Below are 21,328 nucleotides of genomic sequence, written 5' to 3'. Positions count from 1 at the left end.
ACGATACCAGTTTGTTTTGTTATAACAAGAAGCATAAAGAATAGAGGGGTTGTTGGTTGGTGATTTTTTTTCCAAACTCAAAATTATATCAACCACAACCTCTTTTTTCTATTCCCCACTATTATTTATCTAAATTTAATTCCAACCTCACGTTAATTTAGTTCTTGAGTTAAATATTTTATGTAGCCTACCTGAAGAAATACAGTTTCCAATAAACATAGTTGCAACTGCAACCGCTACACCCAATGTACCTTGTGTGCAAATAAATAATTCTATTGTTAACTTTTTATTTGAAGGTTGTTGTTGCCAAAGCACATCTACCGGTTTCGCCGGACCTGATGTGGAAAAATGTAATGATGGCATCACCATTAGTATTGGCACAAACCCAATTGTTAATTATAACTATATATGGTTGCCATCTGATGGATTAAATGATACAAATGTAGCTAACCCAACAGCCAATCCTATAACCACCACCACTTACATCGTAACAGTAACCGATGCCGACGGTTGCACTGCCACAGATGATGTAATTGTAACGGTAAACCAGCTACCCGTTGCTAACGCAGGTGATGACCAAACCATATGCTCAGGTGATCCCGCCACTCTCATCGCAACAGGAGGCATAAATTATAGTTGGAGCACTGGTGAAACCTCAGCCACCATTACGGTAACACCTGCTACCACAAGCACATACACCGTAATCGTTACAGGAGCCAACGAATGTACGGCATCAGATGATGTAATTGTAAATGTAAACTCGTTACTAAATGCTAATGCAGGTGATGACCAAACCATATGCTCAGGTGATCCCGCCACTCTCATCGCAACAGGAGGCATAAATTATAGTTGGAGCACTGGTGAAACCTCAGCCACCATTACAGTAACACCTGCTACCACAAGCACATACACCGTAATCGTTACAGGAGCCAACGAATGTACGGCATCAGATGATGTAATTGTAAATGTAAACTCGTTACCAAATGCTAATGCAGGTGATGACCAAACCATATGCTCAGGTGATCCCGCCACTCTCATCGCAACAGGAGGCATAAATTATAGTTGGAGCACTGGTGAAACCTCAGCCACCATTACAATAACACCTGCTACCACAAGCACATACACCGTAATCGTTACAGGATCCAACGAATGTACAGCATCAGATGATGTAATTGTAACGGTAAACCAGCTACCAGTTGCTAACGCAGGTGATGACCAAACCATATGCTCAGGTGATCCCGCCACTCTCATCGCAACAGGAGGCATAAATTTTAGTTGGAGCACTGGTGAAACCTCAGCCACCATTACAATAACACCTGCTACCACAAGCACATACACCGTAATCGTTACAGGAGCCAACGAATGTACGGCATCAGATGATGTAATTGTAAATGTAAACCAGCTACCCACTGCCAACGCTGGAGCAGACGAAAGTATATGCACTGGACAAACTACCACTCTCACCGCAACAGGCGGGGGCACGTACCTGTGGAGTACCGGACAAATAACCCCAACTATCTCCGTATCCCCAACTACTACTACAAATTACACTGTTACAGTTACCGATACCAACAACGGTTGCACTGCCACCGATGATGTAACAGTAACAGTAAACCCGCTACCCATTGCTAACGCAGGCAACGACAAAGCTATTTGCCTTGGCATGGAAATCACACTCACTGCCACCGGTGGCAACACCTATTTATGGAGCAACGGCCAATTAAGTCAGTCTATTACAGTCAGTCCTATCGTAACTACTACCTACACAGTAACCGTTACCGATGTTAACGGCTGTTCCACTACCGACGATGTTGCTATAATCGTAAACCCTCTGCCCGATATGCCTGTTATAGACGATTTGCAACCACAATATTGTATTGGTGATGTGATACAACTCAACTTTACACCGCCCGATGGAGTGCTAACAATAATAGACCCCAATGGCAACGATGCAGACCTCATTGCCCCCTATACCTTTATTGCCGGTATAGAAGGTAATTACCTTATCCTATATGAGGTGAGCAATGAATGGGGCTGTTCGGAAACGCTAAACGAAGTAACCACCGTTGCGCTTTGCTGCCCGCCACCTGAAGACGATACTCCCGAAATAATTGACAACCCCTACGAACTTGCCTGTTGTCTTCATGACACCGATTTCCTGATAGACCAAAACTCTAACGGACTAACGATGGTATATGACAATATGGCTTATGTCGTGCAAAGTACCGGTACATGGAGTTCAGGTGTGGGCAATAATGAATTGGAAACCGTTTTCGGTGCTGCAACTGATGGTATTATTAGAATAAATACCGACATTATTTTTCCAAGAGGCGTTACAGTTACGTTGCTCGATATTGATTTGCGTTTTGGTTCAAAAGGACGCATTATTATAGAACAAGGAGCTACTTTACAAATACAAATGAACGTAGTCATGAGCGGACTATGCAACACCGTTTGGCAGGGCATACAAGTCGTTGGACCCGGAAAAGGCAACCCACGCATGATTGAACTGGATGGCTTACCTAACTATGGCGTATTGCAATGCACCGGCGATCTTCGTCTATCCGAAGCCATAATCGGTATGGCAGGTATGCGGTTGCCGCTTTTAGATGTAGATGATATGGCAAATCAGATTATTATAGAATTAGACCCCTTATGTACCGACCCTAACAGCCCCTATTGTCAAACACTAACCCCGATTTTATTGCAGGAAGCTACAAATTCAGGAGTTGCCGTTAACTCATCGGGAGGGGTAATACGCACCCAAGCGGGTACACTAACAGCCTGCTTTCAAAGTATCAACTTAAGCCATTTCAACAACTCGCCGCCGCTTGGTACGCTTTGGTCGCAGATAGAAGGCACCGGTTTTAATAGCGGCGCACTACCATATCCGTTTAATGTGTTGCCCGGTATGATGCCGCTCCAAAGCGAAGCCGGTATTTACGGCGAAGCGTATGCCCGATTGCGAATTGTTAATAATAATTCTTTTGGCAATCTGAAATATGGTATCAGAGGTTTTTATGCCAATAGCTGGATAGTACAGGATAACTCTTTTCAAAATTGCAGAGTTGGAATTTCTGCCGCTAATTCTCCTTTCAGTACCGACCAATTTACTGTTACTCAAAACACATTTACTTATTGCAATTTTGCCATCCAAGCCTTTGGCGGCAGGGTTAGCACTAATAGTAACCATATAACAGGTTTGTGGCCAAATTCGCCCGATAATTTTGGTATTTGCGCCGTAAGTACCCGATTTTCTATCTACAACGACCATATCAACAACACCGGTGCTGCCCTGCTGCTGCTCAACAACAGTTGGGAAACCAATATCGCTCAGGAATGTGTATTGCAAGATAATTTGGTGGGTGCATGGCTTATAGGCGACAACATAGGTTCTTTCTTGTATTGCAACCAATTTATCTCCAATGTAGCTCCTTGGCTGTTGCAAGACGATACACCCAATAGCATTATAGGCGCTTTAGACGACCAAGGGGATTGCGATCCGTTTTTCCCCAACCCCGCCGACAATGTTTTTGTAAGCACCTTGGGGTTGTACGACATCGTATCGGTGATAGATGATGCCTTTACCTATAACTACCGCCCCGGCACCCCCGAACTCTTACCCTCTATTTTAGACTCTCCACCTCCCGGCGGAGGTAATGTTATTGAATCTGATGAGTGTGTTTATACATTATCCGGTAGTGTAAGCTGCCATACCTGGCAGGAAATACCCGAAGGTATGATTGAAGAGTTAGAAGAGGAGCGGCAAAGAAACTATGTCTTATTTAAAAGATACTGGTACTATTTGTCTGAAGAACAAGATACCACAGCCGCCATAACATTATTAAACAGCGTTAATACCGATTTTGCCAAACGCTTATTGATTACATGGGCATTGCAAACGCAAAACTACACTCAGGCGCAAGCACTTAGAAACACCTTGCCTACAACAAGCGAAGAAGAACAACGCTACCGGCAGTTCCTTGATTTGGAATTAGAACTCAACCAAAGCAACCGAACATGGCGACAATTAACATCGGAAGAGGAAGCACTACTGCGCCAGATAGCCCAAAGCCAAACTATGGCCGCTATGGACGCTCGGGTAGCACTCTATATGGGCTATGGCGAAGAAATTTATGTAAACCTACCCCTGTTTCCGCAAGTTATTGCCGAGAGTATTTCGCAGTTACAATTGCAGTTTAAGAACAACTCTTCAAATTCAAAAGTAATCAATGTATATCCTAACCCTGCTTATCAAAGCATAGATATTGATTACAATTTATCAGATAGTACAGAAGCAAAGATTGTGTTTTATAATTCTATAGGAATAAGTGTGTATAACAAAAATCTGAAAAGTGGAGGCAAACTAAATATTGACATCAGTAGCTGGAAGAGTGGGGTTTATTATTACAACCTCATAACAAATACAGATGTAATTGTCAGCAACCGGCTTGTAGTAATCAAGTGACATATTTTAACAAGGTGCTTTTGCCTCCTTTGTGGTAGCAAAAGCACTTTTAAATATTAAAAACCATGCTTAAAAATATAGTTATATTCTTTGGCATGCTCGTTTGTTTTTTAATGGCAAACGGGCAATCAAAATATTTTGAAAAAAGTATATCATGGGGTTGGGGACAAAGCGGACACGAAATAGAATATATTAATGACACAACGATATTTATTGGAGGGGGAACAATTATTAATCCGGGCGAAAGCGAAAAGGTATTTTTATTTTTCACTGATAAACTCATTGAAAATACATCTGTTGTATTTTATGGAGATGGAACAGGAAAGTTTGTTGGTCAGGATATGCAGCCCACTCCGTTTGGTTATGCGATATGCGGATGGAGGAATGATTGGATGGGAAGTACCTATGACTACCCTTACCTTTTAGAAACAGACCACGAGGGCAACATCCTGAACAATTACGATTTACGAGAATTCCCTTATGAAGGAGGTGCCATTGCCTTACTCTACTACCCCGAAACCAATACCTACTATATAGGCGGGAATACCTGGTATAGCGGTACCAGTACCCAAATGTTGCTCATCAAGATGACCAACGGAGAAGTGGTTTGGCGAAGATATTATGATGATTATGACCACTTGAATGCGATAGTTAAACTACTACCAACACCTGACAACGGGGTTTATGCAGTAGGCATGGTAGATGTTTATCCTTCTTTTTATTTTGGGAATTTTTATTTGGCAAAAATTAATGCCTTGGGCGATAAAGAGTGGAGTAATACTTATAGCATAGGATTTGAAGATCAATGCACAGATGGTTTGCAGATAGATAACGGAGGTTTTTTAATAGCCGGAGGAAGCAATTTGCCGGGTGCTGTAAATAATAGTAAGAAATATCCTTCTTTACTATGTTTAGATTCTCTTAGAAATGAACTTTGGAATAAAATTTATTTTCCTGAAAGTTCAGGAGGTGGATACATAGGAAAGGTTATTCAGGATGGCGACAACTTTATATGTATTGGAGGCAAACGCGATACGGTCAACAGTTTTACAAAAGCCTTCATCATGAAAATTCGCGGCAGCGATGGAGAACCTTTATGGGTGCGTTTTTATGATTATGGGGTACAGCACGATTATTTTTACAGTTTCACCCCCGTTCCGCAACCTTTGGGCGGTTTTGTGTGTGTAGGTCGTACAGAACCGGTGTCAGGTGCCGATGTATATATCGTCAAAACCAACTGCATGGGCTTGCTCACGCTGCCGCAGGCGGCGTTTTCCGTTTCGCAAGACCCCAATCTGCCCGCCCGCTTCCAGTTTACCAATCAAAGCCAATACACCTACCCCGACAGCATAGACGGCGGATACTACCATTTAGACTGGGGCGATAGCAGCCCGCCCTACCTCTGCGGGCAAGGCTACGCCCCCTGCACCCAAGATACGCTCATTCACACCTACCAGACAGAGGGCATCTACGGCATTACCCTGCAAGCCATTGTTTGCAACGACACCTCCACACAAATCCAATCCATCTGTTTCGGCTTCGCTCCAAATCCGCAGGCAGAATTTAGTTACCAGGATTTCGGTGGCACCATCATATTTACCAACCTAAGCCAAAACAGCTACCTTGCCCAAGGCGGCTATTATGTTTGGGATTTTGGCGACGGCAGCCCGCCGGTTTCGGCAGAACACCCCACTCACGAATACGAAGAAAACGGCAGCTACACCGTTACCCTGACGGTAGTAGTTTGTGCCGATACTTCGGTGTATTCGCAGGAGGTGGTCGTGCAAACGGTAGGAAACCCACCCCAACCCCTCCAAGGAGGGGAATTACAGAGCATGTTGCAGGTTTATCCCAACCCCGCCCAAAACACCCTAACCTTTGCCTTTACAGAAGGCCAAACTCCCCCTTCAGGGGGCTGGGGGGTAACAGGGGATTTAGGGGTAAAACTCCTCTCCCTCACCGGTCAGACCATGTTGCAAACCACCCTCGCCAAAGGCGAAACCCATAAAACCATTTCGGTGGCGCATCTGCCGGAGGGGTTGTATGTTTATGTGGTTGAGAACGGTGGGGCTGTTTTGGCGCGGGGCAAGGTGACAGTGGTGAGATAGTGAAAAGTGAAAAACTAAAAGTGAAAAGTGAAAAACCTGAATGGCAGGGTGTTTAAAACCTCATAGTTTTGCCAAAACCATGAGGTTTGGTAAATACAGGCAATTATCAAAACAACTATATTTGTACGAACCAAATTGTAAAAAATTATGGATTCTCAAATCAACCGAACTTACCTCGATATTACCTCCGAAGAAGAAGCTTTGATAAGAGAAATTGCGGCGACCAACACCCTTGCCGCAATGGATGCAAGAGTAATGCTATATACAGCATTCGGTGAAGAAATAATACTTGCCTTGCCTCAACTTCCTTCAATAATAGCCGAAAATATAGGAAACTGGAATGTACATTTTAAAAATAAAAATGTTGTAAAAGACCCGAAGGTAATTGTATATCCCAATCCTACAACTGATATACTTTCTATTCAGTATTTTCCTGAAAAAAATACAAACTATAAGTTACAGATTTTTAATTCCCGGGGTAATCTACAAATGGAAAGTTCATTAGACAACAAAAAGTCCGTATTTACCTTAGATATTGGTAACTGGTCAAGCGGGCTATATTATTACCACATCAAAGGCAATAGCAATATGCCTAATGTTGGTAAATTTACAATTATCAGTAAATAGCGATTTTTTTAAAGACCTTGCTTATCTATAAAGCAAGGTCTTTTTTTAATTCACTAAAGTTTAAATTTCATATCATGTGGAGACTAATAATTGTATTGGTATGCATTTTTTTAGTAAAACTAATTTTTGCGCAGCATAAGTATTTTGAAAAAAACATAAAAACAGAGTTTGCTCAAAGCATACATGAAATTGTGTATTACAATGGGAATAATGTTATATTAGGTTTAGGTCACAGTAATGATCCTACCAGTTTTGAAAAAGTAAAATTGATTTTTACCAATGATCAAATAGAAGACACAATATCGTTCAATTTTGGAGAAGATTACGGCGATTTTGTTCTTAGAGACTTAATCCAAACTCCAACAGGTTTCGCTATTAGTGGTCGGATGAATAATGGTGTAGTTAATCCGATAACTTACGAAACTCATGACACTCAATACTTGATGGAGGTGGATTTCGACGGAAATTTGCTCAATTTTTACAATCTTCAACAGTTCCCATATCAAGGTGATGCAGCATGTATGCATCATTATCCTGAAACCAATACTTATTATGTTGGCGGAGAGGCATTTTTAAGCACTGTTCCTACTCAAATGTGGTTGCTGAAAATGACTAATGGCGAGGTGGTTTGGCGGAATAATTATGGCTCTTATCCATATCGTAATACTATACATAAACTTCTTCCCGCTTCAGATGGTGGTGTATTTGCTTTTGCAGATGTAAATGTAAATACTGGTTTTTATTTAGGTAATTTTGCTATCTTAAAAATCAATTCTGACGGTCTAATCGAATGGAGTGAGACTTTTAGCGTTGGATTTGAAGACAGATTAACAGACGCTATATTTACAAACAATGAAGGTTTTTTACTTGCCGGGGCGAGCAATATACCAAATCCGATCAATAACAACAGGTTGTATGCAACTTTGTTGCGATTGGATTCATCAAGAAATACTATTTGGAGTAAGCAGTATTTTACTGATAGTTACAGGGGTGAAATGGTCAAATGTCATAAAATTGGAGAGGATTTTATTTGTATTGGCAATATAAAGAATATAGGTGTATTTTGGAAATCTTTCATTATGAAAGTACGAGGTAGTGATGGGGAACCTTTGTGGACTCGATTGTTTGATTATGGGATATCGCACGATTACTTTTATAATTTCACACCTGTTCCTCAACCTTTAGGAGGCTATATTTGTGTGGGTCGCGCAGATACTATTGAAACAATTAATTCTGAACTGTGGTCTCTTGGTGGGGCTTATATCGTCAAAACCAACTGCATGGGCTTGCTCACCCTTCCGCAGGCGGCGTTTTCCGTTTCGCAAGACCCCAACCTGCCCGCCCGCTTCCAGTTTACCAATCAAAGCCAATACGCCTATCCCGATAGCATAGACGGCGGATACTACGTGCTGGATTGGGGAGACGGCAGCCCGCCCTACCTCTGCGGGCAAGGCTACGCCCCCTGCACCCAAGATACGCTCATTCACACCTACCAGACGGAGGGCATCTACGGCGTTACCCTGCAAGCCATCGTTTGCAACGATACCTCCACCCAAATCCAATCCATCTGTTTCGGCGTTGTTCCCAATCCGCAGGCAGAATTTAGTTACCAGGATTTCGGCGGTGCTATCATCTTTACCAACCTAAGCCAAAACAGCTACACCGAGCAGGGTGGCTACTATGTTTGGGATTTCGGCGACGGCAGCCAGCCGGTTTCGGCAGAACACCCCACTCACGAATACGAAGAAAACGGCAGCTACACCGTTACCCTCACCCTCGTCGTTTGTGGAGATACTTCGGTGTATTCGCAGGATGTTGTTGTTCAAACGGTAGGAAACCCACCCCAACCCCTCCAAGGAGGGGAATTACAGAGCATGTTGCAGGTTTATCCCAACCCTGCCCAAAACACCCTAACCTTTGCCTTTACAGAAGGCCAAACTCCCCCTTCAGGGGGCTGGGGGGTAACAGGGGATTTAGGGGTAAAACTTCTCTCCCTCACCGGTCAGACCGTCCTGCAAACTACTCTTTCCGCAGGGGAAACGAGCAAAACCGTTTCGGTGGCACATCTGCCGGAGGGGTTGTATTTGTATGTGGTGGAGCAGGCAGGAGGTGTTGTGGCGCGGGGGAAGGTGGCGGTGGTGAGATAGGGTCGAAAAAAACCTTTCAGCATTTGGGTAGGTAGTATGCATTTTTTCTACAATCAGGTCATCCTTTCAAGCTTGAATGTATAATGCGATTTTTATGGTTAAAGGGCGAAATTACCCATAATTGATATTAGACAGTCTTTAAGGCAATCATCTCCAATTTGGTAGGAATGAATTACCAACAAACAATTCCCTGCCCCTTGTGTTACAGTGGTTTTTCCATTTGTTTGTTAACAAGGCAATCATTGTTGTTTATGCACATCAAAATTATCACTTTAGTCGGTCAGGATGTTCAAACTGTTATCAAAGGGTTTAACCGCGACTTGTTTTTGGCGCTGAAGCCACCGCTTGTCCCCATTACTTTGGTTCGTTTTGACGGTTGTAACGCAGGGGATGAGGTTCACCTGAATTTAGGCTTGGGGCAGAAATGGATAAGTGTAATTACTCATTCAGAACAATCGGATTCGGGTATGGCTTTTATAGATGAAGGAAAACAATTGCCCTTCTTCCTCACCTATTGGAAGCATATACATGGGATAGAGGCAAATCCAAACGGAAAGGGAACCATCATCAGCGACTTTATCACCTATAAAGGCAAAGGTAAGTTATTGGAATGGGTGCTTTATCCCTTGTTGTATGCACAGTTTGCCCTGCGAAAACCTGTTTATAAAAGGTTTTTCGGTAAAAGGTAAGGTATAAATTTGGCTATTTTTTGGGATTAGGTAGTCGGTTTCTTTTTTTTGGGAGAGAGGAAGATAATCATGTTTTTCCCTTCCAAAACCGGGAGTTTTTCCAAAACGCCAAAATCTTCAAGGCGTTGAGCAAATTTAAGCAATAACAACTCACCCCTTTCTTTGAATACGATAGCTCTCCCTTTGAATTGTACAAAAGCTTTTACTTTATCGCCTTCTGACAGGAAGCGCTCAGCGTGTTTGGCTTTAAATTCAAAATCATGGTCATCGGTATTCGGGGTAAAGCGGATGTCTTTGATGACCGTTTTTTGGGTTTTGGCTTTTATTTCCTTCTCCCTGCGCTTTTTTTCGTACAAAAACTTGTTAAAATCAATAATCCGGCACACAGGAGGGGTTGCTGTTGCTGCTATTTCTACCAGGTCTAACTCCTTTTCTTCTGCCAGTTTCAAAGCTTGTGAAATGGGGTAAACGCCCTCTTCAACATTGTCGCCCACAAGCCTAACCTGAGGCACTCGTATTTCGTCGTTAATACGATATTCAAACTTGCCGCTATCGGCGGGTTTTTTAAAACCGGGTTTAACTAATTTTGCCAATCAAATTAAAATTTAATAAAAAAATTGTTGTGGTTGAGTTGGTTTTACTTAAAAGGAGTACTCAAAATATCCTTTTTAATAAAACCGGATTGTTTAACTATATCAATAAACATTGGTTTAACTTCAAAGTTAAAAGTACAGTTCCTTAATTGGTGCAAAATTGCATCATTTTTTAACACAAACACCAAATTATGGGCATTTGCCCAAAAAAAACGTTCTTTAGCCTGTTTTTAAGTGGTTAAATCATCAAAATTGAGGTATAGTTCAATGAACAAGGCCGATGCCAATCAGTAAAAGCGGGCTTTTAATCAATCGGACGGGTTTGGCAGGCAGTTTACGGCTCTGCTTACCAAATTCAGTGGTCTTGGTTCAATTTAATCTTTCAATTCTTCTGTCATTAGATGGATCAGTTCAGCCATTGACATGGAGCCTTTATCTCCTTCCTGTTGCCGGCGTACCGAAACCGTTTGTTCTTCGGCTTCTTTTTCACCAATGATGAGTTGATAGGGGATTTTTTGGATAGAGGCATCTCTGATTTTCCTTCCTATTTTTTCGCTACGGTAGTCTATTTCTGCCCGGAAATCATGTTGGGTCAGTTGTTTTAACACCGCTTCGGCATATTCGGTAAATTTTTCGCTGATGGGTAAAATAGCAATTTGTTGAGGGGCTAACCATAGCGGGAAGTTGCCGGCAGAGTTTTCAATCAACACGGCAATAAACCGCTCGAAAGAGCCAAACGGAGCACGGTGTATCATGACAGGGCGATGGCGTTGGTTGTCGCTGCCGATGTATTCGAGTTCAAAGCGTTCGGGAAGATTATAGTCCACTTGAATTGTTCCCAACTGCCAGGAGCGTCCCAGCGCATCTTTGACCATGAAGTCCAATTTTGGTCCGTAAAAAGCGGCTTCACCGTATTCGATTACGGTGGTCAGCCCTTTTTCGCCGGCGGCTTCCATGATGGCGTTTTCTGCTTTTTCCCAGTTTTCATCCGATCCGATATACTTGCTTCTGTCTTCCTGATCGCGAAGAGAGATTTGAGCAGTAAACTCTTTAAACCCGAGTTTGCCGAATACCAGCGTAACGAGGTCAATCACGTTTTTAAACTCATCTTTCAGTTGTTCGGGCGTGCAAAAGATATGGGCATCGTCTTGAGTAAACCCTCTTACGCGCAACAGTCCGTTGAGTTCACCGCTTTGCTCATACCGGTAAACCGTTCCAAATTCACCCAAACGCAGAGGCAGGTCGCGGTAGGAATATTGTTGGGTGCGGTATATTTCGCAATGGTGCGGGCAGTTCATCGGTTTGAGAAAATATTCCTCCCCTTCTCTCGGAGTGTGAATGGGCTGGAAAGAGTCTTTCCCATATTTGGCATAATGCCCGGAGGTAACATACAAGTCTTTTTTTCCGATATGGGGAGATAATACCATTTTATAACCCCGCTTGGTTTGTTCGTTGCGCAAAAAGTCCTGAAGCAGTTCGCGAAGTTTTGCACCTTTGGGCAGCCATAAAGGAAGCCCTTGCCCTACGCGGTCGCTAAAGGCAAACAACCCCAATTGTGTGCCTAATTTGCGATGGTCACGGTTTTTGGCTTCTTCCAGCAGAGTCAGGTAATCGTCTAATTCCTGTTGTTTTGGGAAGGTAATTCCGTAAATCCTCGTCAGTTGGGGGCGGTTTTCATCGCCACGCCAGTATGCACCGGCAATATTCAGCAGTTTTACCGCTTTGACAAACCCGGTATGCGGAAGATGAGGTCCCCGGCAAAGATCTACAAAACTGCCTTGCTGATAAAAGGTGATTTCACCGTCTGTCAGGTCGTTGATCAGTTCGGTTTTATATTCATTGGATTGGTAAAAATCAAGGGCTTCTTTTTTGGTTACATTGCGCCTTTGGTAGGGATTGTTCTGAGCGGCAAGTTTAAGAATCTGTTTTTCAATTTGATCCAGCTCTTCGGCTTTTGGAACATGCCCGCCAAAGTCCATATCGTAATAAAAGCCGTTGTCAATAGGAGGGCCTATCGTAAATTTTACCTGTGGATATATGGTTTGTATCGCTTCGGCCATTAAATGTGCCGAAGAATGCCAAAAGGTAGATTTTCCTTCTTTGTCGTCCCAGGTCAGAAAAACGATGCTCGAGTCGGTATGTATAGGGCGGGAGGTTTCCCATACTTCGTTGTTTACTTTGGCGGCCAATACTTTTTTTTCTAAGCTGTTGCTGATAGATTTGGCTATTTCAGCGCTTGTAATTCCTGCGGGATACTGTTTGATGTTGCCATCCGGAAAGGTAATGTTAATCATTTTGTTGTGTCTTTGAAAAAGTTCGTGCTAAACACTAATTTAAATCACCGGCCTTTGAAAATTCAGGCTCGGAGGATTGGATAAAAAACTATGGGTTGATGGTAAACAAAAATAAGATGCAAAGTTACTCATTGTACCCGATTTAGCGCTTCCTGAGCTAAGGTAAGTTTTGGGTCAAATCTCAGTGCGCTTTGGTAGTCGTTTTTGGCATCAGTGATTTTTCCGGTTTTTTCGGCACATAATCCGCGCATATAATAGGCTTTGGCATAAGCCGGCGAAACCCTGATGGCCATATTAAAATGTTTGAGGGCCGTTTCGTAATCATTTCGGTTAAAGTAGATATACCCTACATTGTAATGTGTATCGGCATGTTGCGGCTCCACCAAAACAATTTGCCGGTAGGCGTTCAATGCTTCTTCGGTTTTGCCCGAGTTTTGCAAAAAGAGCGCTTTTCCATAACGGGCTTCGATACTTAAAGAATCGAGAGCAATGGCTTTGTCGAATTGGGCAAGAGCTTCGGGTTTGTTATTTTTAGCCAATAAATTAGCCAGAATGATATGGGCATTGTAAAAAGCATCATCGGCTTTAATGGCTTGTTTGAGCTGTTCGATGGCTTTAGCCTCTTCGTTCCGGTCGCGGTAATTCATTGCCAGCCAAAAATGGGCATCCGCAAGTTGGGGTTGTGCCGATACTACCTGTTTTAAAAGGTTGGTGGAGGTATCGTATTTTTGTATATAGTAGTAATATTTACCCAGTTCTGTTTTCAGGTTCATGCTATCCGGCAACAAGGTCTGCCCTTTTTCGAGCAAACGGATGGCAGTGGTCAAATCGTTTTTTTCAAAAAACACTTCGGCTGCTGCCAGATAATAAGAACTGTTGACCGAATCAAGGGCTAAGGAACGGTAGAAGTCTGCAATGGCCAAATTTGGAATATTGGCTTTGAGGTAAATATTACCTCTTAAAAAAAACAGTTCTGCATTGGCAGAATCTCTGGCAATTCTGTCTGTCAACAACTTTATCTGCGGTATATCCCGAATGGCTGCGGCTTCTTCTTCTTTTGTTTGGTCAATTTCGGGTGCCGGATTGTTCACTTCTGAATTGTTCTTACAGGCGTTCAGAAATAAGGCTAAGCAGGCCAGATAAACCCATAGTATTTGCTTGATTGTTGTCATGAAATCGTAATTTAATACTCTTCAAATAGCAGGTACTTCAGTTGTATGAAACAAAAAAACCGGCAATTTGACTAACTTTGCGCCCGTTTTGTGACCATACACATTCAATAAAACAAAAAGCATATTTTACTAACCGGCCTGCAAAATTACCATTTTTTACCTCTTTTTATCGTTTTATAACAAGTCAAGATGTTTAAGTATCCGTTTCATTCTATGGTTTTAATGATTTTCGCAGTTTATTTTTGTTTCAATCCTGCAGTTGATGACACTTTAATGTCGTGTAACAAGGTTAAATCTCAGGTTGTTTGGAGCTCTGCAGATTCTGCTTTGCTTCATCCAAATGAAAAATATTTTTCAAATATCAGGCAATTGACTTTTGGCGGCGATAATGCGGAAGCTTATTTTAGCTTCGACAACAAACAATTAATCCTTCAGATAGCAAACCCTGCGAAGGGGATTGAATGTGATCAGATTTACCATGCCGCTATTCCACAAAAAGCGGATGAAGTTTTCAACCCAAAACTGATTAGTACAGGCTCCGGCAGAACCACCTGTTCTTATTTTTTGCCCGATGGAAAATCTGTGTTATACGCCTCTACGCACAAGAGCAATCCCAAATGTCCCGAAACAGTTGACTGGCGAAAACTCGGGAAATATGTGTGGCCCTTATACCCTGAATATGAGATTTACTTTGCCGATATGTCCGGTAAAATCATTAAACAGGTAACCGAAAACAATTTCTATGATGCAGAGGCAACGGTTTCACCCGATGGTCGCAAAATCGTTTTTACCTCTACCCGTGACGGCGATATAGATTTGTATGTGATGAACGTGGACGGTTCAAATGTAAAAAGAATAACCCATCAGCTTGGATATGACGGGGGTGCATTCTTTTCTCCCGACAGCAAAAGTATTGTTTTCAGATCTTCACGACCGACATCACCGGAAGAGGTTGCTGAATATAAAGACCTGTTGTCGAAGAATCTGGTCGCACCTACCAATATGGAAATTTATGTGTGTGATGCAGATGGCGACAATCTCCGGCAGATTACCAAACTCGGCGGCGCAAACTGGGCACCTTTTTTCCACCCGTCCGGCAAAAAAATCATTTTTACCAGCAATCATCATACAAAAGGCAGGGGCTTTCCATTCAACCTGTTTATGATAGATATTACCGGCGAAAATCTGGAGCAAATTTCCTTTGACCCGGCTTTTGATTCGTTCCCCATGTTTTCGCCGGACGGTAAAAGGATTGTTTTCTCTTCAAACCGGAACAACGGCGGAACCAGAGATACCAACGTGTTTATTGCCGATTGGGTAGCACCTGAATAAGCTGTTTCAGGAACGGTTGATTTTATTTGAGTTAAAATCAGTTGCCTATTTACCGGTATAATATTTGTCAATCGCCACCTTGATATTTTCAACCCTATTGTCAGGATCGGGGTGCGAGCTGAAAAACTCAGGCTGCCGGTTTGGGCCTGCGGCAGCTTTTAAAATCTGCATAACTCCAATCAAGGCATTTGGATCATATCCGGCCTCGCTCATAAACCGCACACCCAGTTCATCGGATTGCAACTCGTCTTCCCGGCCGTATTTCATGGTAACCAGATTGGTGATAACGGCGGCTATTTGTGCGGTTTGGGTTGTTGCAGGGTTATTGGGGTCGTAGGTAGCCAAAACTGCGGCTCCGCTCAACCCTTCGGCCAACTGTTGCTTGGCAATCCTTTGTGCAGAGTGCCTGCCAATGACATGCCCGATTTCATGTCCTAAAACACCGGCAAGCTGATCTTCATTTTCTAATTGATTATACAATGCCAACGTGATAAAAACCTGCCCCCCCGGTAAAGCAAAGGCATTAACGGTTTGAGGATCGGCAAGCAAATGAAAATCAAATTCGTATTCAGAAGACTTTGCCAGGGATGAGGACACAATTTTATGGCCGACCTGCTTAATGTATTGCTGAGTTTTTTGGTCAGGATGCAACCCACCGTGTTGTTGTGCCATTTGAGGTGCGCTTTGCAGACCTAAGGCAATCTCCTGATCTACAGATAACGCAACTATCTGCTTTTCGCCCAAAACGGGATTGTACTCAGAACTGGAGTAATAGCGAATTAGCGCAAAAATCGCCATGATAACGGCTACCACCAAGCCTCCCCGAAAACCGGTTGTTCGTGCGTTTGACATAGTTTTATACTTTTTACAGTTGGTTTGACTAAAACGTCTTTTTATGCTTCAAATTGCCTTTTTGCAATTTCCGCACAATTTGTGTTACTTTGAGGGTCGAGCTAATTCAGGGGGAAATAATCTATTAGCTTATATACGACTTTTTTGCTGAATGGTCACTTTTTTATAAATTAACCCAATCAGGCTTTCGTTTTTTCCTGTATAAATTCTTAATTTATTTGACACAAAACAATCATGCCTTTATCGTCAAATATAGATCAGGCGGTTGCTGTTCGTCCGGGCGAAGAATTAAACCTTCAGGCTTTAAACCATTATTTAAAGGATGAACTGAGCGATTTTAGTGAGATTATTCACATCAGGCAGTATCCGGGCGGGTATTCAAACCTGACCTATCTGATAGAAACCCAAACCCGAGATTATGTTTTGCGACGGCCTCCTTTTGGCGCAAATATAAAATCAGCGCATGATATGGGGCGGGAATATCAGGTGATTAGTTTGTTGAAACAAGTATATCCACAGGTTCCGACCGCGATTTTGTATTGTAACAATGAAAACATTATCGGTTCACCTTTTTACCTGATGGAAAAAGTGAGCGGGGTGATTTTGAGAAACCGTCCTCCCAAAGACCTCATACTGACAACTGAGTTAATGGGCGGTATTTCAAAAGCTGCAATTGATAATCTTGCCAATCTCCACAAGATCAATATTTACGAAACAGGGTTAATCGGGCTGGGAAAACCCGAAGGATTTGTAGAAAGACAGGTCATGGGATGGATTAAACGGTATCGGAATGCCCAAACGGATGTTTTGACTGACATGGACTTTTTAGCAGATTGGACTGTCTCACATTTGCCTCCCGAAACCAAAACGCCTGCATTTTTACACAACGACTATAAATATGACAATCTGATTCTTAATCCGGACAAACTGACCCAAATTTTGGCCGTGTTAGATTGGGAAATGGCTACGGTTGGGGATCCTTTAATGGATTTGGGCACCACGCTTGCATATTGGGCAGAACCGGACGACCATCCCGCTTTGAAACAGTTTAGCATGACCGCTTTGCCCGGAAACCTGAGCCGTGAAGAAATTGCAGCGCGTTATGCTCAAAACACGGGAAGCAATTTAGATAACTTCGTTTTTTACTATGCTTTTGCTTGTTTTAAAATCGGGGTCATCGGGCAGCAAATCTATGCACGGTACCAAAAAGGCTTTACCAAAGATGAGCGTTTCGGCAATCTGATTTACCTCATAAAAGCATGTGCCCGCAACGGATATCTGGCGGTCAAACAAAACCGGATCAGCAGGTTTGAACAGTAAAATATTCTATAGTTTTCTAACTTTCAAGGCACTCATCCTGCCCTCTTTTTTCAGAGAGAAATAACTGTATAGGTATCACGACATGACTGGATGTTGTTTGCAACAACCCTACTTGCCGGTTTGGCCTGATTATACTAAGGAAAGGGGCTTGCGGTTTTGAAAAATCAGTGAGTACAAGACCAAATGATTTACTTTCCGAGCAGTTTAAGGAATTCGTTTTTAATATCCGGATTTTCAAACTGACCCAGATATTGGGTTGTAATGGTACTCGAATTGCAGTCCTGCACACCCCGCATCATGACGCAGGAGTGGTCGGCTTCTATTATTACGGCCACATCAGGGGTTTGCAAAGCCTTGCGAAGTTCATAAGCAATTTGAATGGTTAGTCGCTCCTGTACTTGAGGGCGTTTGCTGTAATATTGAACAAGGCGGTTGATTTTTGACAGCCCGATCACTTTTTGGTGGGGAATATATGCGATATGTGCCCTTCCGATAATGGGAACAAAATGGTGTTCACAGTTGGAATGAACGGTAATGTCCTTTTCTATGAGCATTTCGTGATACCCGTACTTGTTGTCAAACAGGGTAATTTCGGGCTTATTGTCCGGATGCAGCCCACTGAATATTTCTTTGATGTACATTTTGGCAACACGGCGTGGAGTACCTTTTAAGCTGTCATCGTTCAGATCAAGCCCCATGATGGTCATGATTTCTGCAAATCGCTCTTCAATCAATTCAATTTTGGTATCATCGTCTAAATCAAATGCGCCCTCCCTCAAAGGGGTATTGATATTGGTGAATAGATGGTGATCACCTATGTTTTCAATCAAATCCAGTTCTGCCCTGTTGTGCAGGTTTTTTTTATGGGAAATATCAATTTTTAAACCTTTTTTATTCAGGTTTCCATTTAATGCTTTCATTGGCTTTGGGGGGGGTATTTGGTTAAAATGCAAAGTATTTTTTCTAAAATTTGGGACAGCGAAGATAAGAGGTATGGACTTTATTTAAAAGCATTTTTAAAATATGTACATAGATTTATAACACGGTTCCTTCAAATTGGTTTTGATTTGTTTAAAATAATTTCAAAAAAATTAAACAACCCGATTAAATTTGGCAACTTTACTATTGAAAAACATAATTTTAATGGAACGGTTCTATGGCAAGGCATAGAAATTCTGCAATTCCTAAATTGCCCAGTTGGCGTTCAATCTCATAAAATGCAATCTGCCTAAACAGTTAAGATATTAGTTTTTCATTAATACAAAAAGGATTTTGGTCACCTGCAATAGCATATTGCACCCCTGCAATGACTTAAAGTGCCCCTGCAAAGGGTCAATGCACCCCTGCAATGATTGAATGTATCCCTGCAAAAGGTCAATGCACCCCTGCAATGATTGAATGTACCCCTGCAAAAGGTCAATGCACCTACACAATAACTCAATTTGCCCCTGCATTGAGTTAATGCACCTCTGCAATGGCTTAAAGTGCCCCTGCAAAGGGTTAATGTACCCCTGCAATGACCTAAAGTGCCCCTGCAAAGGGTCATTGCACCCCTGCAATGGCTTTTTGTCAACCACCTTTTTTCTCCTGAGGTATAAAATTTTGCAACACAAGTGCTTAAAAACGATATTCAGATTGGTTGGAATTAAACACTAAATGGTAGGAGGCGGGTAGAAAATAATTTCTGCTTAAGATACCCGGATGAAGGTGTGGAGGGGGCTTTAAAAATTGCACCGGCTATCTATAAGTAAACCCAACTGTTTGTCGTTAGGTATTGGATCAATATTTAGTAAAACTACCGGTTTTGTTTAATTTGTCGGAAGCTGGATAATATAAAACAGGTTTAGGGGGAAGAAACTTGGTGGTTGCAAGGCCATTTGCACGGAATAACTCAATTCGGATAATGAGATTTTGTAGAAAAAAAGAGGCTTTGTATTTACCTTGTCTTAGTTTTTAGCTTTAATAAAAGTGATGGGCGGGGCAGTTTCAAACTGTTGAAAATCCATTATCAGCAAAGAGGCAGGGATAGTTAGCAGGTTGCTTGAGTTGATAAAAAATGAGTCTCAGAAATTGCATTTCGTCTAAACCTGCAATTGTTTTTTGAACTTTGAGTTATAAAACAGGGGAGGTGATTATTTTTGTTGCATAACTGTACGAAACCACCTTTTTTTATATTTGCAGAATTAAACTTCAAATATTTTTTTAAAAAGTTGGTGCAGGTCTGTAACAAAAAACCTACTTTGGAAGTGATTTACAGTTAATGCGATTGCTGAAAACTATAAACAAGTTTATTGAATACTAAATGAACGGCCATGAGAGATTTTCGATGTTTATCCGTTTTTATTTTTGTTGGTTTAATAATGATGCCGCAATTTGGATGGGCGCAAATGTTTTCCACCTTCAGCGGCTCACAGTTTGTTTATGGAGGGGGCAGAATAACCAATATCTTAAGCAGTACCAGTAATGTTAATCCTGCCTATTTAGGTGCAGCCACACAAACAGGGAGTACCTTAAACCTTATGCAGGTGGGATTTAACTCTTATAGCAATAATTTAGGCAGGAGTGATGCCTTAAAATTCCTTTTTTCAAAAGATTCTATTGCGACTGAAACTCAAAACCAAATTGCTCAAAACATCATAAGCAGCGGGGATAATTTTCGACTCAATGGTGCTTTGAACATTACCTGGATTTCAGGATCATGGATTAAGGAAGGTTTCGGAGGATTAAGCATCAACTTAAGCGATTATATTACCGGCAATATGGCATTAGATCAAAATTATGCTTCAACCATGTTTTCAGACGACCCTAACAATGTGGGTGGAAACAACAATCCCAACTCGACCGACCTGGATGCCAATGTACTTTATAACCATACCCGCGTATTGAGTTTGAGCTACGGGCGGTCTGCCTACAAAAACGAAATGGTAAAGGTTTTTTTGGGAGCAAGTTATCGCCATATCTGGGGTATTGGTCATTTTGATTCGAGCATTGCCGATTCGACAGGAACAGGATATTCCTCCTTTTCTGAATTTTACAGCACAATTGGCGATCTGACGGTAGATTCACTTTTTTCCAATAAATCGCGAAAATTATTTGATGCATCGGGTAGGGGTCAGAGTTTTAGTGCAGGGGTTAACTTGTTGTTTTTTAACAAATTGAGTGTGGACTTTGCGGCAATAAATCTTGGCAGAACAAGGTGGAATGACAATGTTAAGCAGGCGGAAGATGCACAAGTGCTGCCCATAGATTCCACCCAAACTATTGATACCTATCAGGTTGCAGAAGAAGTTAAGAGTTTTGCCAATTTACTGCCTTTTCAGGCCGGACAAAATTTTGCCACTCCGACTAATGCAGAAATCAGGCTAAATGTTGCCTATAGGTTTACCAAAGCACTGACGGCTTATACCGATTTGCTGTTCCCGACCAAAAACCAAAGACGGGATTATGGATACAATTCGGGTTATTTGGTAGGCTTAGATGTCGGTATTATCCCTCAGCAATTCCATTTCACAACCGGAGCATACTATAATAAAACCTTCGGGTGGCGAATGCCGGCAGGTTTGGCCATCTCTATCGGCGATAAATCATTTTTGAGCATCACCACCGGAGACATCGTAACCTTGCTGACCAAAAAAGTTAAGCCGATGGCGGCCTTATCTGTTTCGTTGATAGGGGTTAATTTCTAAGCTTCCGCTTTTCAACTTTTTTCCGTACCCTTGAAACTAA

General features: G+C 42.1%; 13 protein-coding genes. 8 read left to right on the top strand and 5 right to left on the bottom strand.

What is annotated here, in order from left to right; genetic code table 11:
- Positions 1-256 precede the first annotated feature (256 nt).
- From IPM47_01750 to IPM47_01730, 5 genes are all read left to right on the top strand, one after another.
- The gene (locus tag IPM47_01750) at positions 257-4,468 is read left to right on the top strand and encodes a T9SS type A sorting domain-containing protein (protein ID QQS29702.1); all 4,212 of its coding nucleotides are present in this window, start codon (positions 257-259) and stop codon (positions 4,466-4,468) included.
- 65 nt (positions 4,469-4,533) lie between these two features.
- A complete protein-coding gene (locus tag IPM47_01745) occupies positions 4,534-6,576 on the top strand; it encodes a PKD domain-containing protein (protein ID QQS29701.1) in 2,043 nt (680 codons plus the stop codon).
- 147 nt (positions 6,577-6,723) lie between these two features.
- Entirely contained in the window at positions 6,724-7,203 is a 480-nt protein-coding gene (locus IPM47_01740) for a T9SS type A sorting domain-containing protein (protein QQS29700.1), read from the top strand.
- Positions 7,204-7,277: 74 nt separating this feature from the next.
- Entirely contained in the window at positions 7,278-9,350 is a 2,073-nt protein-coding gene (locus IPM47_01735) for a T9SS type A sorting domain-containing protein (GenBank protein QQS29699.1), read from the top strand.
- Positions 9,351-9,601: 251 nt separating this feature from the next.
- Positions 9,602-10,039, top strand: a complete 438-nt coding sequence (locus tag IPM47_01730) for a hypothetical protein (protein ID QQS29698.1) — start codon at positions 9,602-9,604, stop codon at positions 10,037-10,039.
- A gap of 26 nt (positions 10,040-10,065) precedes the next feature.
- On the opposite strand, the gene IPM47_01725 is transcribed toward IPM47_01730, so the two are convergent.
- From IPM47_01725 to IPM47_01715, 3 genes are all read right to left on the bottom strand, one after another.
- The gene (locus tag IPM47_01725) at positions 10,066-10,632 is read right to left on the bottom strand and encodes a translation initiation factor IF-3 (protein ID QQS29697.1); all 567 of its coding nucleotides are present in this window, start codon (positions 10,630-10,632) and stop codon (positions 10,066-10,068) included.
- Between the two features lie 374 nt (positions 10,633-11,006).
- Positions 11,007-12,926 (bottom strand): threonine--tRNA ligase, encoded by a 1,920-nt coding sequence (thrS, locus tag IPM47_01720; GenBank protein QQS29696.1) that lies wholly within the window; start codon positions 12,924-12,926, stop codon positions 11,007-11,009.
- A 128-nt stretch (positions 12,927-13,054) separates the two neighbouring features.
- Positions 13,055-14,098, bottom strand: a complete 1,044-nt coding sequence (locus IPM47_01715; protein ID QQS29695.1) for a tetratricopeptide repeat protein — start codon at positions 14,096-14,098, stop codon at positions 13,055-13,057.
- A 189-nt stretch (positions 14,099-14,287) separates the two neighbouring features.
- On the opposite strand from IPM47_01715, the gene IPM47_01710 reads away from it, so the two are divergent.
- Positions 14,288-15,430, top strand: coding sequence for a PD40 domain-containing protein (locus tag IPM47_01710; GenBank protein QQS29694.1), 1,143 nt, complete (start codon positions 14,288-14,290; stop codon positions 15,428-15,430).
- Positions 15,431-15,475: 45 nt separating this feature from the next.
- On the opposite strand, the gene IPM47_01705 is transcribed toward IPM47_01710, so the two are convergent.
- Positions 15,476-16,282: a M48 family metalloprotease gene (locus IPM47_01705; GenBank protein ID QQS29693.1), complete on the bottom strand. Its 807-nt coding sequence runs from the start codon at positions 16,280-16,282 to the stop codon at positions 15,476-15,478.
- Between the two features lie 234 nt (positions 16,283-16,516).
- Here IPM47_01705 and IPM47_01700 point away from each other — a divergent pair, with 234 nt between their 5' ends.
- Entirely contained in the window at positions 16,517-17,602 is a 1,086-nt protein-coding gene (locus tag IPM47_01700; protein QQS29692.1) for a phosphotransferase family protein, read from the top strand.
- A 188-nt stretch (positions 17,603-17,790) separates the two neighbouring features.
- On the opposite strand, the gene folE is transcribed toward IPM47_01700, so the two are convergent.
- Positions 17,791-18,522 (bottom strand): GTP cyclohydrolase I FolE, encoded by a 732-nt coding sequence (gene folE, locus IPM47_01695; protein ID QQS29691.1) that lies wholly within the window; start codon positions 18,520-18,522, stop codon positions 17,791-17,793.
- A 1,440-nt stretch (positions 18,523-19,962) separates the two neighbouring features.
- Between folE and IPM47_01690 the strand changes: the two genes are divergently transcribed.
- On the top strand, positions 19,963-21,288 hold the full coding sequence (locus IPM47_01690) for a hypothetical protein (GenBank protein ID QQS29690.1): 1,326 nt from the start codon (positions 19,963-19,965) through the stop codon (positions 21,286-21,288).
- The last annotated feature ends 40 nt before the right edge of the window (positions 21,289-21,328 follow it).

This window comes from Sphingobacteriales bacterium (genome assembly GCA_016700115.1).
Taxonomy (GTDB): Bacteria; Bacteroidota; Bacteroidia; order Chitinophagales; family UBA2359; genus UBA2359.
The sequence above is the reverse complement of the archived record's forward strand: the minus strand, read 5'-3'. Positions and strand labels throughout refer to the sequence as shown.

Bases quoted from the DNA above. Each gene is read 5' to 3' on its own strand.
- IPM47_01745 (QQS29701.1), top strand. From the start codon at position 4,534: ATGCTTAAAAATATAGTTATATTCTTTGGCATGCTCGTTTGTTTTTTA.
- IPM47_01740 (QQS29700.1), top strand. From the start codon at position 6,724: ATGGATTCTCAAATCAACCGAACTTACCTCGATATTACCTCCGAAGAA.
- IPM47_01735 (QQS29699.1), top strand. From the start codon at position 7,278: ATGTGGAGACTAATAATTGTATTGGTATGCATTTTTTTAGTAAAACTA.
- IPM47_01730 (QQS29698.1), top strand. From the start codon at position 9,602: ATGCACATCAAAATTATCACTTTAGTCGGTCAGGATGTTCAAACTGTT.
- thrS (QQS29696.1), bottom strand. From the start codon at position 12,926: ATGATTAACATTACCTTTCCGGATGGCAACATCAAACAGTATCCCGCA.
- IPM47_01715 (QQS29695.1), bottom strand. From the start codon at position 14,098: ATGACAACAATCAAGCAAATACTATGGGTTTATCTGGCCTGCTTAGCC.
- IPM47_01710 (QQS29694.1), top strand. From the start codon at position 14,288: ATGTTTAAGTATCCGTTTCATTCTATGGTTTTAATGATTTTCGCAGTT.
- IPM47_01705 (QQS29693.1), bottom strand. From the start codon at position 16,282: ATGTCAAACGCACGAACAACCGGTTTTCGGGGAGGCTTGGTGGTAGCC.
- IPM47_01700 (QQS29692.1), top strand. From the start codon at position 16,517: ATGCCTTTATCGTCAAATATAGATCAGGCGGTTGCTGTTCGTCCGGGC.
- folE (QQS29691.1), bottom strand. From the start codon at position 18,522: ATGAAAGCATTAAATGGAAACCTGAATAAAAAAGGTTTAAAAATTGAT.
- IPM47_01690 (QQS29690.1), top strand. From the start codon at position 19,963: ATGATGCCGCAATTTGGATGGGCGCAAATGTTTTCCACCTTCAGCGGC.